12 protein-coding genes are annotated in these 16,092 nt (G+C 35.1%); 8 read left to right on the top strand and 4 right to left on the bottom strand.

The genetic code is table 11. From position 1 onward, the window contains the following. Positions 1–4: 4 nt before the first annotated feature. Both IRE19_RS09775 and IRE19_RS09770 read right to left on the bottom strand, forming a co-directional pair. The gene (locus IRE19_RS09775) at positions 5–682 is read right to left on the bottom strand and encodes an ABC transporter ATP-binding protein (RefSeq protein ID WP_203340238.1); all 678 of its coding nucleotides are present in this window, start codon (positions 680–682) and stop codon (positions 5–7) included. Beyond that, positions 683–1,804: an ABC transporter permease gene (locus IRE19_RS09770; RefSeq protein WP_203340237.1), complete on the bottom strand. Its 1,122-nt coding sequence runs from the start codon at positions 1,802–1,804 to the stop codon at positions 683–685. A 1,017-nt stretch (positions 1,805–2,821) separates the two neighbouring features. On the opposite strand from IRE19_RS09770, the gene IRE19_RS09765 reads away from it, so the two are divergent. From IRE19_RS09765 to IRE19_RS09745, 5 genes are all read left to right on the top strand, one after another. Next, positions 2,822–4,234, top strand: a complete 1,413-nt coding sequence (locus IRE19_RS09765; protein WP_203340236.1) for an ATP-binding protein — start codon at positions 2,822–2,824, stop codon at positions 4,232–4,234. Beyond that, the gene (locus IRE19_RS09760; RefSeq protein WP_203340235.1) at positions 4,231–6,903 is read left to right on the top strand and encodes a Z1 domain-containing protein; all 2,673 of its coding nucleotides are present in this window, start codon (positions 4,231–4,233) and stop codon (positions 6,901–6,903) included. Before IRE19_RS09765 ends, IRE19_RS09760 begins: the two co-directional genes overlap by 4 nt. Then, positions 6,887–7,840 carry a PD-(D/E)XK motif protein gene (locus IRE19_RS09755; RefSeq protein ID WP_203340234.1) on the top strand — a complete coding sequence of 318 codons (954 nt, stop codon included), beginning with the start codon at positions 6,887–6,889 and terminating at the stop codon, positions 7,838–7,840. Before IRE19_RS09760 ends, IRE19_RS09755 begins: the two co-directional genes overlap by 17 nt. Continuing rightward, positions 7,837–9,885, top strand: coding sequence for an AIPR family protein (locus IRE19_RS09750; protein ID WP_203340233.1), 2,049 nt, complete (start codon positions 7,837–7,839; stop codon positions 9,883–9,885). Before IRE19_RS09755 ends, IRE19_RS09750 begins: the two co-directional genes overlap by 4 nt. Positions 9,886–10,057: 172 nt before the next feature. After that, positions 10,058–11,785: a DNA cytosine methyltransferase gene (locus IRE19_RS09745; RefSeq protein ID WP_203340232.1), complete on the top strand. Its 1,728-nt coding sequence runs from the start codon at positions 10,058–10,060 to the stop codon at positions 11,783–11,785. A 46-nt stretch (positions 11,786–11,831) separates the two neighbouring features. Here IRE19_RS09745 and IRE19_RS09740 read toward each other — a convergent pair whose 3' ends face one another. Together IRE19_RS09740 and IRE19_RS09735 are read right to left on the bottom strand one after the other, a co-directional pair. Then, entirely contained in the window at positions 11,832–12,314 is a 483-nt protein-coding gene (locus tag IRE19_RS09740) for a hypothetical protein (protein ID WP_203340231.1), read from the bottom strand. A 99-nt stretch (positions 12,315–12,413) separates the two neighbouring features. Then, complete coding sequence (locus IRE19_RS09735; protein WP_203340230.1) at positions 12,414–12,824, bottom strand: very short patch repair endonuclease; 411 nt, start codon at positions 12,822–12,824, stop codon at positions 12,414–12,416. Positions 12,825–12,866: 42 nt separating this feature from the next. Here IRE19_RS09735 and IRE19_RS09730 point away from each other — a divergent pair, with 42 nt between their 5' ends. The 3 genes from IRE19_RS09730 to IRE19_RS09720 all read left to right on the top strand — a co-directional run bounded on the left by IRE19_RS09730 (position 12,867) and on the right by IRE19_RS09720 (position 16,021). Then, positions 12,867–13,133 carry a hypothetical protein gene (locus IRE19_RS09730; RefSeq protein WP_203340229.1) on the top strand — a complete coding sequence of 89 codons (267 nt, stop codon included), beginning with the start codon at positions 12,867–12,869 and terminating at the stop codon, positions 13,131–13,133. Positions 13,134–13,272: 139 nt separating this feature from the next. Next, positions 13,273–13,599 carry a nucleoside triphosphate pyrophosphohydrolase gene (locus IRE19_RS09725; protein ID WP_203340228.1) on the top strand — a complete coding sequence of 109 codons (327 nt, stop codon included), beginning with the start codon at positions 13,273–13,275 and terminating at the stop codon, positions 13,597–13,599. Beyond that, on the top strand, positions 13,592–16,021 hold the full coding sequence (locus IRE19_RS09720) for a DEAD/DEAH box helicase family protein (RefSeq protein ID WP_203340227.1): 2,430 nt from the start codon (positions 13,592–13,594) through the stop codon (positions 16,019–16,021). The genes IRE19_RS09725 and IRE19_RS09720 overlap by 8 nt, the downstream gene beginning before the upstream one ends. The last annotated feature ends 71 nt before the right edge of the window (positions 16,022–16,092 follow it).

Here is a 16,092-nt window from a genome sequence, read left to right as displayed (position 1 = left end):
AAACTTAAGCTTCGATCGTCAACACGCCGTCTTCCATGCGGTAGACTTTATCGCAAAACTCAAGCATGCGCTCATCATGTGTCACCATAATGGCTGCTTTGTTGCGGTCTTTCACTTCTTTACGGATTTGTTTCACGACTTCAAAAGCGCGGTTCGAGTCCAGGCTTGCCGTAGGCTCGTCCGCAAGAATGATGTTCGAATTGTTGACGAATGCCCGGGCAATCGCAACGCGCTGGCGTTCCCCACCGGATAATTCATTCGGGAACTTCCCTAATTTCTGTCCCAGCCCTAAATCATTCAATAGGGTTCTCGCAAACTCCATGTCTTTGGGAGCGACTTTGCCTTTCATTCTGCGGACCAATAACAGTTGATCCAATACGTTCAAGTACGGGATCAAGTTCGCTGTCTGCAAAATAAAGCCGATGTCCGTCAGACGGAATGACGAAAGCTCGGTTTCTTTCATCTCGCCGATATTGGTGCCGTTCACCAGCACTTCACCGGTTGATGGCTGCAAAAGCGCACCGGCGATGTACAATAAGGTACTCTTGCCTGAACCGGATGGGCCGATAATGGCGATAAAATCGCCGGGTTCGACAGTCAATGAAACATTTTTCAGCGCATCGACTGTGGAGTCGCCTTCTTTAAAGGATTTGGTTACGTTTTTTAAAGTTAAGCCTGTCATTTATTCCACTCTCCCAATTGCTGTTAATGGATCGATTTTCGTCACTTGACGCGCTGAAATCATGGAGCCCAGAACAGAAACAATCAATAGAACCACGCCATAGATCAAGACCATTTTAAAGTCCAGGTTGAACGGCATGCCTGCTGGGAAGACCAGCGCCGTCAAATAAGTCAACACGATACCGGCAATGATGCTGACCAATGACAGCACAAATACTTGGGAAACAATGGAGTTTTTGATAAAGCGGTCAGAAGCGCCAATCGCTTTCATGACACCGAATTGCTGCGTTTTCTGCAGAATGAATACATAGAAGAACACGGCAATGATCACAGCAGAGATGGCGAACAGGAAAGCAAGCATCATGTAGATCGTCGCGCTTTCTTCTTTATAGCCCGGCATGCCCATGACGGCTTCGGATTTCGTGAACGTTTCAATCGCATCGTAATGGCCGTTGATTTGATTGCCGTCGATCGATTCGCCCTGAAGCGCAATCATCGTTACCGGGTTTTCAAGGCCATTGTCAGACCCGGGTGCAGCAAATGCATACGACTGCCACGTCTCAAGATTTCCGAAGACCGTCGGCAAATGGTTGAACGTTTCGCCTTCTGTGAAACCGATGACTTCAAGTTTGATATCGGAGCTGGTAACGACGATGGTATCGCCGAGATCGTAGCCTTTTTCGTGCAGGGATTCATCGATCACAACACCGAATGGATCGTTGGCATCCAGCTGTTGGCCTTCTACAACTTCCGGCTCGATAAACTTGCCGGGTTCGATCCCGATAAAAGTGACGTCATTTTTTTCTTTTGAATCTGAAACGACTTCGTTCTGGACAATAATTGTGGATTGCTCAAATTTCGCAGCGTTGTCGACACCGTAGTTGCCTTCGATATCGTCCGCAATCGTGCCCGCCACTTTCGTTTTCATCATCGTTGCTCCAGAGCCTTCTTCATAAACGAACAAGTCCCCGTCAATATTTTTCATCGTGGCAGCTGCCAAGGTCGATAACCCCTTGCCCAGTCCCGACAAAATAAAAACAAGCCAGGCAATCAGCATAATGATGGCGCCGATCATCGCAAAGCGCGTTTTTGAATGCTTCATTTCTTTTATGGCTAAAAACATTCCATATTCCTCCTGTTTGATCCAGATCGAATCCAAGCTCTTAGATTCCCCTGCCGCCAGAGAAGGTAAGCATATGAAAACAGGTTATCCATCTTTAAAAACTATCTTCAAATAATACATATAAGACATAACTGAATATAGCTTTTTCAAGCACGGACAAAGTGTTCTTCTGATTCATCCTGGATATTATACATCCTCAATATCAATTCAATATAAACTTTTGGTGAATATTTGAGAATATGTTATTTTGAAGTTATTTTTAAATAGTTAGAGACAATGCTCGAGATTAATTAGGGTATTCTCGGTTGAACCTCTGAGTTAGTTTAATAAGAACTTATCTCCATAATATCGTGAACTCAAAGTGAAAAAATTAAGGTTAATAGTTTTGCTGAAGGTGTCGTTTAAATAGGTAGTCCGCGACGACGTAATCGGGATCACAAACTAGTACTTCAGCAGTAGCTAGTTTATGCTAATTGCAAAATTGATGCTAGTGCTCGGCATGCTCAATGTTAGAAATATAGCTTCGAGAAAAAAGAGTATACGACATCTCGTTAGGCTTGATTTTGTTTGCCATGGGTCACAATTTGTAAAAGAATGTGCGGGATACTCAAGAAACGAATCAAATTAAAAAAGTTATTAATTAGAGGAACGTTTTAGTAAAAATAATACAGAAAAATACCCTGACTTATTTTTAATTAGGTTTTTTTCGTTTTAGAGTTCTAGATGATCAGTGTTAAGGTACTACTTATCTTAAAGAGTGGCTTGGTCGATAGTTAATATTTTTTCTGGAAAGTTATTTTGATTATTTTACTATTTAATAAAAAGCGTTTTTACACATTTGAACTTTTCAATCTAATAAAACATTATCTAATGACATGAATGCTAAAAAATTAGTTATAAATATTTTTAGAATAGGCAGTAAGTTCAATCAATTATATATTTTTACATGAAAATATTGTAAAATAAGTGTTAAGATACTTTTATCACCATACTTAATACTACAAAAGAGGGATATTAATGCGTTCAGAAGTAATAGAACCTAATGTAAGTAATTTTGTTAATTCTTTAAGAGACATGGGATACACTTTTCCCATTGCTATCGCTGATATTATTGATAACAGTATAACTGCAAATGCAAAAAACATTGATATTTTTACTACAGCAAAATCTCAAATGCAACTTTCGCTTTTAGATGATGGAGTTGGTATGAATGAAGAAGAATTAGTTGAAGCAATGCGTCTTGCTACGAAGAGTCCAGGTTTAAAAAGAAAAAAAACTGATTTAGGTAAATATGGTTTAGGTTTAAAAACAGCTTCTTTTTCTCAATGTAAAAAGCTAACTGTAATCTCAAAAATAGGAGTAGAAATTAATGCGAGACAGTGGGATCTTGATTACATTTCTGCAGAAAATAAGTGGCTTTTGCTGGCACCAGAAATAAGTTCACTAAATAGAATTCCATTGTTTGAAGAATTAACTAAACTGAGATCTGGCACACTTATAGTTTGGGAAAATATTGATGGCATCGAAAGTCAGGCTTTTTCCAATGAGGTTATTAAACTGAGAGATCATCTAGCCTTAGTTTTTCATAGATTTATTGAGGGAATACCTGGCACTAAAATTCTTAAAATTAATATAAATAATAATATTATAAAACCGTTTAATCCATTTAATCCAGAGCATCCAGCTTCTCAACAGTTATCAACTGAAAAAATTAAAATCAAAGGAGAAAATATCTTAGTTCAACCATTCATTTTACCGCATCATTCAAAAGTATCTCAAGCAGAATATGAAAAATATGCTACAGATGAAGGTTATACCAGATCTCAAGGATTTTATTTGTATAGAGCAAATAGACTTTTAATATATGGAACATGGTGGAAGTTGCATAAATCTATTGATGCTCACAAGTTAGTAAGAATAAAAATTGATATCCCAAACGACCAGGATCAACACTGGGGAATTGACATTAAGAAATCAACTGCTAGTCCAGGTGAAGAAATAAAAAAGGATTTAAAAAGAATTATTTCACAAGTGACAGAAATAGGATCACGTCCATACACTGGCAGAGGCAGGAAAATTGAAGATAAGACTGTTAATAGATTTTGGAGTTTATCTCCTTTGAACGGCGAGGTTAGGTTTACATTAAATACTCAACATCCACTGTTAAATTATTTAAAAATGCTCCTTGATCATGAAGAAATGGAAATACTTGATACTTATCTTAAAGGAATACAAGCATTCTTACCTTTAGATGCAATTCAGTCTAAGTTGCAACAGAGCCCACATGAAGTAAATCAGAAGTCAGTACTTACTAATCAAGAATTAGAAGATATAATCAACAAATTAAAATCTTCTAATCTAGATGAAAGTATGATGGAGCAGCTATTAAATACTGAAATTTTTAAAGAATACAGGAGGTTGAAACAATGAAAAATAATAGTTATCAAACAATTAAAAGCTTTATAATGGGAAAACTGAACAAGATTGACGGGTCGATTCCAGCGGGAAAGATTGATGAAGAGATAAATAATTTAAAAACAACTGCAGAACATATAGGCTGGGATGTATTGGCAACGATTTTATCGGCAAATGAGTTAACCGCGCTAGATGATAAAGAATGGAACAGAATGGAGAGAGAATTAGAAACTCATTATAATGTCGAAATGAAAGCAGGGGTTTTAGTTCAAGGAACAGATCAACAAAGCAGAGATACAACCTGGTGGTCCAGTAAAGAGAAACAAAACAGTAAAAATTACTATTGGAGTAGATATAAGGAGTATCTAGAAGACTCTATGCCGCCTAACGTGGTTAGAACTATTGATGAAGATACAGACATTGTTATGGACAATATTGAAAATCCAGCAGAATTTGATAACTTTTCGAGGTACGGCATGGTTGTAGGGCACGTCCAATCCGGTAAGACTGGAAATTACGCAGCTTTATTATGCAAAGCTGCTGATGCAGGTTATAAATTTATTGTGGTAATTGCAGGCGGTCTAGACAACCTACGTGATCAAACTCAAGAAAGAATAAATGAATCTTTTGTAGGCAGTGACAAAGCTGGGAATTTAATAGGGGTTGGAAAAGTCAGCGGTCTACTCCGAGAATTTCAACCTATAAGTTTGACTACAGAGGACCAAGACTTTAATAGCAGAGACGCGGATAGATTATCTCAGGGATTGAACTTCGATAATATAAACACACCTATTATCTTAGTAATTAAAAAGAATGCTAGCACTTTAAAGCATGTAATTAAATGGTTAACTTCTCAGTATAAAAATCAAATAGCTAATCACGCAATGTTATTAATAGATGATGAAGCAGATTACGCTTCAATAAATACTAAAAAAGAGGAAAATCCTACTATTATAAATAAGAATATACGCCAATTATTAAATTTATTTAGCAAAAGATCATATGTAGCTTATACAGCAACACCATATGCAAATATACTTATTGACCATGAGGTAGAAACTGACGATACAGGAAAAGACTTATTTCCAAGTGACTTTATATATGCGTTGGAAGCTCCAGGAAATTACTTTGGCGCAAAAAAAATATTCAAAAAAACACATTTAAAACACATTGTTGAAATTGATGACTATACCGACTTTCTTCCAACTAACCATAAAAAAGATTCTTATTTGAATGGCTTACCCGACAGTATGTATGAAGCTATAAGAGTATTTACAATTAATGTTGCTATAAGAAATTTAAGAGGACAAGGAAATAAACATAATAGTATGCTGATTCACGCATCTCGATTTACGAATATGCATATGAATATAAGAGGATATGTACAAGATTATGTGGACGAATTAAAAAAAGAAATAGTAGCTTACGGAAAATTAACTGATGCAGAAGCACAAAGCTCTTATATAAGTAAGCTTAAAGAAACATGGCGTGATAGACATAAGGAAGATAATTTTGAGTGGACAGATATATTACACAGTATGGTGGAAACAATCGAAGCAATAATAATTCGGGAAGTACACTCTAATACTAAAATACCTTTAAAATATCGAAAAGATGTAGCCACTAATGCAATAGTGATTGGGGGAACTAGTTTATCTCGTGGGTTTACGTTAGAGGGGTTGAGCGTCAGTTATTTTATAAGAAACACGGCTTTTTACGATACATTAATGCAAATGGGTAGATGGTTTGGTTATCGTCCTGATTATGAAGATCTATGTTATGTGTACATGTCTCCAGAAACTATTAATAAATTTATTTCTATTATTGATGCTACTGATGATTTAATAGAAGATTTGAAAGAAATGCGGAGACGGAAAATGACCCCTCGGGATTTTGGTTTAGCTGTAAGGCAGCATCCAGAGAGTGGTCTACAGGTTACAGCTAGAAATAAATTAAGAAACAGTCATGATGTTTATTTTGAAATGAAGTTAGATGGACATTTAAAAGAAACTAGTTGGTTAAATAAAAATCCGAAAGTTATGGAAAAAAATTTACAAGCAATTGAAAATATTATTGATAACTTACAGAACCTGGGCTATAAATTCGAAAGACCAGATAAAGGAAGCGCATTTGTATGGAAAAATGTTAAACGCGCAGTTATTAAAGACTTTTTACATGACTTTGAAACTTACATTTATGATTCGACCGGAATCAACGCAAGAATGCCTATAAACTTTATCCGTGAATATGTTAAAGATGTTAATAAAGAATGGGATGTCGCGCTTTACGGTGGTGATAGCAAAAATGATTTCACGCATAACGGTATATCAATTAAGCCTCAAATGCGGGTATTTAAAACTAAGGAGGATTATTATGAAATTGATCATCGACAAGTTTCTTCAGGGACTGCTGAAAAAATAGCGCTAGATGATGGTGTAAAGAAAACGGTTGGAGATAAAAGAAAAGATATTAGACAGCGTTTAGAAAAGCCACTTCTTATGCTCCATGTACTAGAGCCGCGAGATGTTAACGATAAATTACCTTTCTGTAAAGTTGCAGCGTTTGGAGTCAGTTTTCCAAGTGGGGTAAGTGGTTACAAAAAAACTGTTAAATATAAAGTAAATACAGTTAAGTTACAAGAATTAATGAATGAGGAGGCTGAATTTGATGACGACGACAGATAATCCGTGGAAAAATATGGGTAATTTGACTCGCAGAAGAGCTGATCCTAACACTCCCCATGATATTTATTGGATAAAAGAAACTACTGGGAAGTATGGGCTATGGATTAACGCTGCTAGCGTAGTGAATTTTAAAGAAGAAGCTATCAAATTAAAAGGGATAACTATTACAAAAAATATAAAAAAGGATGGAGGAGATCTTTTTCTGATTTTGGAATCTAGTGAAGATTGGGAAGTATTTAGATCTCTATGTAAAGATTTAATAAGTGTTACTGTGAAATATAAAGATGAAGAAAAAATGATGAGTGTAATTGATGGTAGACTTCATAAATGGCAACAAATGTTAAAGTCAGCTAGTCTAAAGAAACTGTCTATTGAAGAACAGATGGGTCTATACGGAGAGCTTCTGTGTTTAAAAGAACTAGTTATTCCCGAGTTGGGAGTTTTAGATGCTTTAAAGGCTTGGACTGGACCCCAAAAAGATAAGCAAGACTTTTTATTAGAGAATGCAGTTATAGAAGTAAAGTGCTCAAAGACAACTAAAGGAGAGATGGCGACTATTTCTTCTTTAGGACAGTTAAGTAGTAATAAAAATAAATTTTTCATAACATTTTATAATATATCACCTTCTGAAAAAGGTACGACTATTGAAGAACTATCGAAAGAAATAAAAGAAAAACATTTTAATGAACATCCTTCATTAGTAGAATTTTTCGAAAGTAAATTATTGGAATACGGCTATATTTCAGAGCTAAATCCTCTATTAGAAAAATTTCAAGTAGACAATAAAAAAGCCTATGTTGTTAATGAAAAATTTCCAAGGCTTACCTCTTCACAAGTAGATACAAGAATAGTATCTGTTAAATACACTATTGACTTATCAAGACTATCCGAATTCGAGGTAGAATATGACAATGTAATTAAAGAAGAATCGTTATGATAGGACTTACTGAATATCATCAAAATTTTTTACAGACAGTTCTTTCAGAATCAGAAAGCCGGGGATTATTAAAGCCACAAGCTTTTTTGGAAATTTGTTGCGAAGAATTGGGAGAGATAGGTGACTTAACAAATAATTATACTGCTGCAGAATACATTAAAACGGGTATTGAAATTCATGGATATGATTTTGATGAGGAAAGAGGTATTCTTTCACTGTTAGTACATCAATTTTTTCAGGAAGATGAAATTCAAACGCTTACAAAAACTCAAATTAATACTAAGTTTAATAGGCTCAAAAATTTTTTGAAAAAATGTTCGGCACTCCAAAATGATTTAGAAGAAACTTCTGAAGCATATGAAATGGTGCATTATATAAATAAATATCTGGAAAAAGATAAGGTACAAAAAGTTAGACTCATATTAATATCAGACGGTAAATCCACTAGAAACTTGTCAATAATTGAATCTGAAATAATAGCCGATTTACCAGTTGAGTTTAGGGTTATCGATATAGAATATTTTTATCAGACTTATATGTCAAAAAGCGCTAGTGGAGAGATTGAAGTAAATACATCCTTACCGTCGTTGGAAATTAAGGGTAACTCTGAGACATACAAGTCTTATTTATCTGTAATAAGTGGTGAGCAGTTAGTAGAAATTTACGAAAATTATGGACAAAAACTTTTCGAGCAGAATGTAAGAACTTTTTTGCAATTTAAAGGAAATGTAAACAAAGGAATAAAAAATACAATAGAGTATCAACCAGATATGTTCTTTGCATATAATAATGGTATAACTGCTACTGCATCTTCAGTGGAAACAGATAATAAAGGAAATATAGTGAAAATTCAAAATCTACAAATAGTAAATGGCGGTCAAACTACTTCAGCCATATATGCATCTAAAAGAAATCTTAAAAAAAATGTTTCTGATATATCCGTTCAAATGAAATTAACTGTAGTTAAGAAAGAGGGGGATCAGAGCAATTTTGTTTCAAAAATATCAGAGTATGCGAACACCCAAAATAAAGTAAATAAATCAGACTTCTTCTCTAATAGTCCATTTCATTTAGAAATGAAAGACTATTCCAAGAGAGTTTGGGTTCCTGCTACAAATGGATCTCAAAGAAGAACACATTGGTTTTACGAAAGAGTGCGAGGAGAATATTTAAATGAACAAGCATATTTAACAAAAGCTGAGAAAACTAGGTTTCAGCTTGAAAACCCTAAAAATCAAATGCTAGACAAAACTTTTCTGGCAAAAAGCGAGAATTCCTGGATGCAAAAACCTCAAGTAGTAGCGAAAGGTGCGCAATATAGTTTCGCGGATTTTGCCGACTACGTTACTTCACAACTTGAGAAAAATAACAAAGTTATTACAGAAAGTTATTTTAAAGATGTTGTAGCTCGAGTGATATTATTTAGAAACATCGAAAAAATTGTTTCCGATGCTAACTGGTATGAAAATGCTTTTCGAGCACAAATAGTAACTTATACTATGGCATACTTGTCCTATATTGTTGAAAAGAAAGATAAATTCTTTAACTTCCAGAGAATATGGGAAACACAAAAATTACCAAGGGATGTCTACAACGCTATTGAGGTTATAAGTGAACACGTTCACAAATCTATTACTAATCCTCTAGAAGGATCGGCTAACATTACTCAGTGGAGTAAAAAAGATGCTTGTTGGAGTAAAATAAAAGAGTTACAAATCCCTGTAAAACTCACTTCAGAAATGCTTATTGCAAAGGAAGAAGCAAAAAATATTATGAAACAGGAGAAAAAAGAAAAAAAACTCCTTACTGAAGTAGAAATGCAAATTTTTGTAGTGAAAACAGAAATGAAAATTTGGACTCAAGTTTATGAATATTATAGAGACCAAAACAGTAAAAAAATTAATTCTATGCAATTAGACATTCTTAGAAAATGGGCTACTGGCCGTATGGATTATCCTTCAGAAAAACAGAGTGTCATATTATATAAATTACTTAAACAAATTTCTGAAGAAGGGATATTTGTTATCGAAGGTATAAAGTATTGAATAATCTTTAAATGATAAGTGATCACTCTATAGTGATCGCTTATTTGCTTTAAAATGAAACGAATGTTCGTTAAATGTTCAATTGAGTTAGTAATAATCTTTTGTTTGATGATATAATTATTTAACTGGAAAATGGCAAATAGATTTTTCTTTGGAGAGGTGATATTAAAGAATGAAAAAATTAAATGTACTAGACCTATTTGCAGGTGCTGGTGGTTTAAGTAATGGATTTGAACAAACTGAACAGTTTAAGATCAAAAAAGCTGTAGAACTTAATAGAGCAGCAAGACAAACGTACATTAAAAATCATGAAAATGTTGAAGTAGAAGAAGATATAACTAAAGTGAAATTTAGCGATTCTAATGGCAGGTTAAAAGAAGAATATCAAGATATCGATATAGTAATCGGTGGACCGCCATGTCAAGGTTTTTCAAATGCTAATAGACAGAAGAATAGTCTTATATCAAATAATAATCAATTGATTAAAGAGTATCTAAGAGCAATAGAAAAGATTAAACCCACTGCATTTGTTATGGAAAATGTAAAAAACATGAATTCAAAAACCCATAAATTTTATTTAACTTCTTTAGATAATAAGGAAGAATTAAGTTTTTTAAAAATAAACGTAATTAAAGAAAAGGTAAATATAGGTGAAAGAACAGATTTGTTCGATGATTTAAAAGCTTTTATTGAAAGCTTTATAAATAAAAATGAACCTCATCTTCTTGAGTACATACTTAAAGAGGAAATTTTTTCGAAATTAAATACTGTATACAGGCTTTTAAAAGCTTCGAATATAAATAAAGCAGACAATTTTTTTGAAAAAACAAATAATATTAAAGCATTTAAAAAATATTTACTTCGGTGGGAATCAAGTCATGAAAAATACTGGAATCAGAGTTATAAAGACGATTGGTTCAAACTAAAAGTTTTATTAGAAAAAGCCATTTGTGAAAAAAATAGAAATCATAGTGAAATTTTTTATGCATTAAAACAAATTATTGAAAATCAGAAATTACTTAGAAAGTTTCAAGAAATCTTTCAGAGTAATGTAGTTTTTAAAGAGTTAAACGCGGAAGAAGAAAGTATTATTCTAGAGTTATACACATATAATGTCTTCGATTTTTTAATTTCAAAAATAAAAAGTTTAGGGTACGTAATCAATGAAGAGAAACATATTTTTAACGCTGCTGATTATGGGGTTCCACAACTTAGAAAGCGCCTAGTATTGATTGGAGTAAAGAAAGAAAAATTAAAAATTCCTGAAGTGAAAATCCCTGATCCTATTTGTTCGAAAAAAGAAGAATACTATTCAATCTTTGAAGCAATAGCTGATTTAGAAAGTGAGACTCCTGAAACTGACATGGCATGTTCTCAAGCTAACCGAATTAATAAAATTATTTTAAATAACAAGCTTAATAGCTATTTAAATAATCTGAGTGAACCGATAATATATAATCATGTAATGACCGAAAGTACAGAAGTCGCTAAAAACCGTTTTAAGGTGTTAAAGGAAGGTCAAAATTTTCATGATTTAGATGATTCATTAAAGACTTCATATAGTAATCATGCAAGAACTCAAAATACAATATATAGAAGACTTAAATATGACACAACATCCGATACTGTAGTGAATATTAGAAAGTCGATGTGGGTCCATCCTAGTAAAAATAGAGCCATAAGTATTAGAGAAGCAGCAAGGCTTCAATCTTTTCAAGACTCTTATGTATTTAAAGGCACTAAAGACCAACAATATCAGCAAATTGGGAATGCAGTTCCTCCTTTGTTGGCAAGAAGCATAGCAGAAAGCATACTTACTTCATTAGGTATTGAAATAGCACTTCCTGTAAAGAATCAATTGAAACGAGAAACTTTAAGTTTAGCCATAACCGGAAATTAAATTATTATAAAGTAAAGCTCCTAACTTTTAAGTTAGGAGCTTTACTTTATAATACATCTTTACCTTCAACGGGTTTAACGATAAATACACCGTTTTGTTTTTCTTCGGTAATTAAGCCAAGTCCCAAAATCTTATTCTCACCTTTAGCTTGTCGATATAGAATTCCAATTGGAATGCCATTGTTTAAATTAAATCGAGCAGCAGCAATATCGCTTTTTTTTCTGTTATCTTTTTCTTTACTGGGAGGTAGCATGTTTATATCAGAAAAGGCTTCTCCAGTAATTTCCCACTCTATTTGTCTTCCGTAATTCTCACTTAGTTCTGTAGCTTGATATGACAGTAAATATGGTTTGCCCTTAGGTTTATAAAATCCGCGAATTAGATCGTGTAATATATGAGGGCCAGAAACAAATTCGTCAGCTGGTAGTGTTTCACCTTTTTCCATGCCTTTGATTCTTTTTTTTCCGATCAAAACCTCTCCTTTAAGATGCTCGAATTTAAATAATAATTCTCGATGGATTTTCTCCAAATCATCACTCCTTAATTGATATATAATAATTATATTAATGGTACATTTTTCAAAAAAATAAGTCTATAGTATATTCTATTTAGTCTGAAATTTTAAAATTTATTTAACAGAATTAATAAAATTTATGATTTCTTTAATAGTAAAATCAAAATTACTTTTTAAATCGTGCTCCCATACTCTAAATATGTGCCATCCATTACTTTTATAAAAGTTATTTACAATGATGTCTCTTTTTGTGTTTTTAATTAATTTCTTTTCCCAATATTCTTTATTATTTTTGGGTTTGTTCCCATGTATTGGACAAGCATGCCAGAAGCAAGAATCGATAAAAATTACTATTTTATACTTTTTTATTGCAAAGTCTGGATTTCCAAATAAACTTTTTACATTTCTTCTGTAACGGACTCCATTTTTCCATAATGCTTTTGATACTTCATCTTCTAATTTAGAAACTGACTTTATTGCTTTCATGTTATTAGAGCGTTTTACTGACACGTTTTTAAATTCCATAATATTTACCTCGCTTTCTAAAAATAATAAAGGAGTAGTTATATGATTATTGATGTTATTTTGGGACAGAATATTGATACTTCAATGTGGATTAATGAATTAAAAGAAATGAAAGCTGATTTTATTGCTGTAATTAATTATGACAGCGTTAATGAATTCGAAGAAGTAGAAAGGGTTATCTACCTTTCTCCAAATATCGCAAAAGAATACTTGAAAAATTTTGATACAATTAATTTTTATAAATCTCTTTATGCATATCCAGGTATGCAAACAAATATGAAATCATTATATAAAAAAGATAAAGAATAAAGAAATGTATTATAAATTATTAAATAACTATGATTGTTGAAAATAAGGTTGATTTCATAAGGTCTATATTTAAAATTAAGTTGTTGTTAATTTGTTAGATATCAGCTATAGACATATTTTTTAAGAGAGGAAGTATCTTATGCCAGTTTATAATAAGCTAGTACGTGACCGCATACTTGAAATCATTATAAAGAATGGGAAAAAATTATCGAGTCGTATTCTTAATGAAAAAGAATATGAATATGAAGTGAAAAAGAAACTAGGCGAAGAACTAGAGGAATATAAAGAAGCCGCAACTAACGAAGAAGCCGTTGAAGAGTTAGCCGATATTCTTGAACTTCTCCACGCAGCTGTGAAAATTCATGGTTCTTCTATTGAAGAGTTGGAGCAGGTCCGCCAGGCAAAAGCCGAGAAGCGCGGCGGTTTCGACAAACGGATCTTTTTGATTGAGGTTGAAGATGACTAAACTGGAATTGGTGACTTCCCAACTTGTTTCGCATTTGGAGAGGCTATCCAAAGAAGCGGTTGAGATTCAGTGGATCACTGCGTTTGCGATGAAGTCAGGGGTCGAAAAAATTTTACCGTTCCTTCGAAAAGCTGCCGACAGAGGGGTGCCGATTAAACTACTGGTAGGCGATTACCTGTTTGTGACGCAGCCGGATGCCCTGCAGTTGCTCTTGGAAAAACTACCTTCTGCAGAAATTCGGATATGGAAAAGTGGAGGAGTTTCCTTTCACCCGAAATCCTATCTGTTCCGTGGGACAAACACATCTCATCTGATTGTCGGATCTTCTAATTTATCGTCGTCTGCACTCACGAAAGGGGTGGAATGGAGCTTGATTGCCCCGACTTCTGTTGATGCAGAGGTTTTTGAAGAAGCGGTTACCCAATTTCTGAAATACTTTTATGCCGATCAGACAGTGTCTATAAATGCAGAGACACTTGCGGAATATCGGTCATTACATAAAGCGGCAAATCTTAAGCGCCCGATCAGTCCGATATGGTCCGAAGCGGAAGAAGTCGAGATGACGGTCGGTCCGACTCTGCCGCAGCAGCCTGAAGTGGCAGAAACGCAAGCGCCTTACCGTGCGCCCATTTCTCCAAGGCCTGCCCAGCGTGAAGCGCTGGATGCACTGGATAATGTACTTGCTGAAGATTACAGCCGGGCCATGGTGGTACTGGCGACAGGACTGGGCAAAACTTATTTAGCCGCTTTCTTTGCAGAGAAATTCAAGCGGGTATTATTTGTTGCGCACCGGGAAGAGATCCTTACTCAGGCGAAGCAATCATTCCAGCATGTACACCCGGACAGATCAAGTGCTTTTTATAATGCCTCGGAAAAAAGAACAGATGCGGATTTTATTTTTGCTTCTATCTATACACTGGGGAGCCAATATCATTTAGATCAATTTGAAAAAGATGCTTTTGATTTAATTGTAGTGGATGAGTTTCATCATGCAGCAGCGCCGACCTATGAACGCCTGTTGAATCATTTTGAACCCAAGTTCTTATTGGGCATTACAGCCACGCCTGATCGCATGGACAATAAAGACGTCTATGCCTTGTGTGATGGAAACGTGGCGATTTCGATTCATTTTCTGGATGCCATTGAATGGGCATGGCTTGCACCCTTCAATTATTATGGTGTCTATGATGACACGGATTACTCCGCTATCCCGTGGAGAGGGACCCGCTATGACGAGCAGGAATTGCTGCAGGTCCAACTGCGTGAAGAGTTTGCGGAAAAGATCTTTAAAGAGTGGAACCGTTACAAGCAGACAAGAACAATCGTCTTCTGTTCATCCGTAAAGCAGGCGGTATATATGAACAATTTCTTTCAGCAAAAAGATGTCCGTTCGATTGCACTCCATGGTGAGTCTCACCCCGACGAGCGTAAAACTGCTCGTTCCAAACTGGATTTGGGGGAGCTTGAACTCATTTTCACAGTTGACTTGTTCAATGAAGGCGTCGATATTCCGAAAGTGGATACACTCCTGTTCATCCGCCCGACAGAATCTTTATCTGTTTACACGCAGCAAGTCGGCCGCGGTCTGCGAATTGCAGAAGGAAAGTCGCATTGCGTCATCATCGACTTTATCGGCAATTATCGAAACGCGGACTTGAAGCTGGCTGTATTTAATAAAGAAGAGAGCAAAGCATCAAGTAAAACAATAAATCCGCTTGTGCCTGCAGTGTGCGGATTTAATTTGGACCTGCAAGTAATCGATTTGCTGGAGGAAATGCGCAGAAAAAGAGCGCCTCGTAAAGAAGTACTCGTTATGGCTTATGCTGATTTGAAAAAAGAAATGGGCAGGCGCCCAACATATCTGGAATTTCACCTTCACGCCAACCTCGATGCTAAAACTGTAAAGCAGGAATTTGGCAGTTATTTTGGTCTGCTTGCCTATGCCGACCAGCTGACGGAAAACGAACAAGATGTGTGGCTAAAATTCAAAGCATGGTTTATAGAGGTCGAAAAAACAGCAATGAATAAAAGCTATAAGATGGTTGTTTTGAGTTATATGCTGTCAAAAGGTGAAGAAAGATGGCTTGAACCGACAACTGCGGAAGAAGCGGCACCTTTTTTCCATAACTACTTAACAGAAAAAGAATACCGTATGAACACCGACTTCAGTGATGCACAAGGAAGACGGCTGCGCAAATACGACCAGAAGAAAATAACGGATTTGATTGCGCAGATGCCGATGGCGAAGTGGAGCGGGAGCGCGAAAGACGGCATCGTTTCTTTTGAAGAAGGAATCTTTATGTTCCAGCTGCAGCCTTCTATAGAAGAAAATGAACTCTTATATAAATGGACTCGGGAAATAGCGGAGTACCGCCTGCATGTTTATTTCGAAAGGAAAGCAATTTCTGCAAAAACGAACTGAATTAAAAGATAAATTCAACGTTTTTATGTACAGTACCTTTAATCTATTGGCTATTCTCCCGTAAACAGGTA

The sequence above is a fragment of the Planococcus beijingensis genome, from assembly GCF_016820615.1.
GTDB classification, from domain to species: domain Bacteria; phylum Bacillota; class Bacilli; order Bacillales_A; family Planococcaceae; genus Planococcus; species Planococcus notacanthi.
This window is presented reverse-complemented; position numbering and strand designations above follow the sequence as displayed.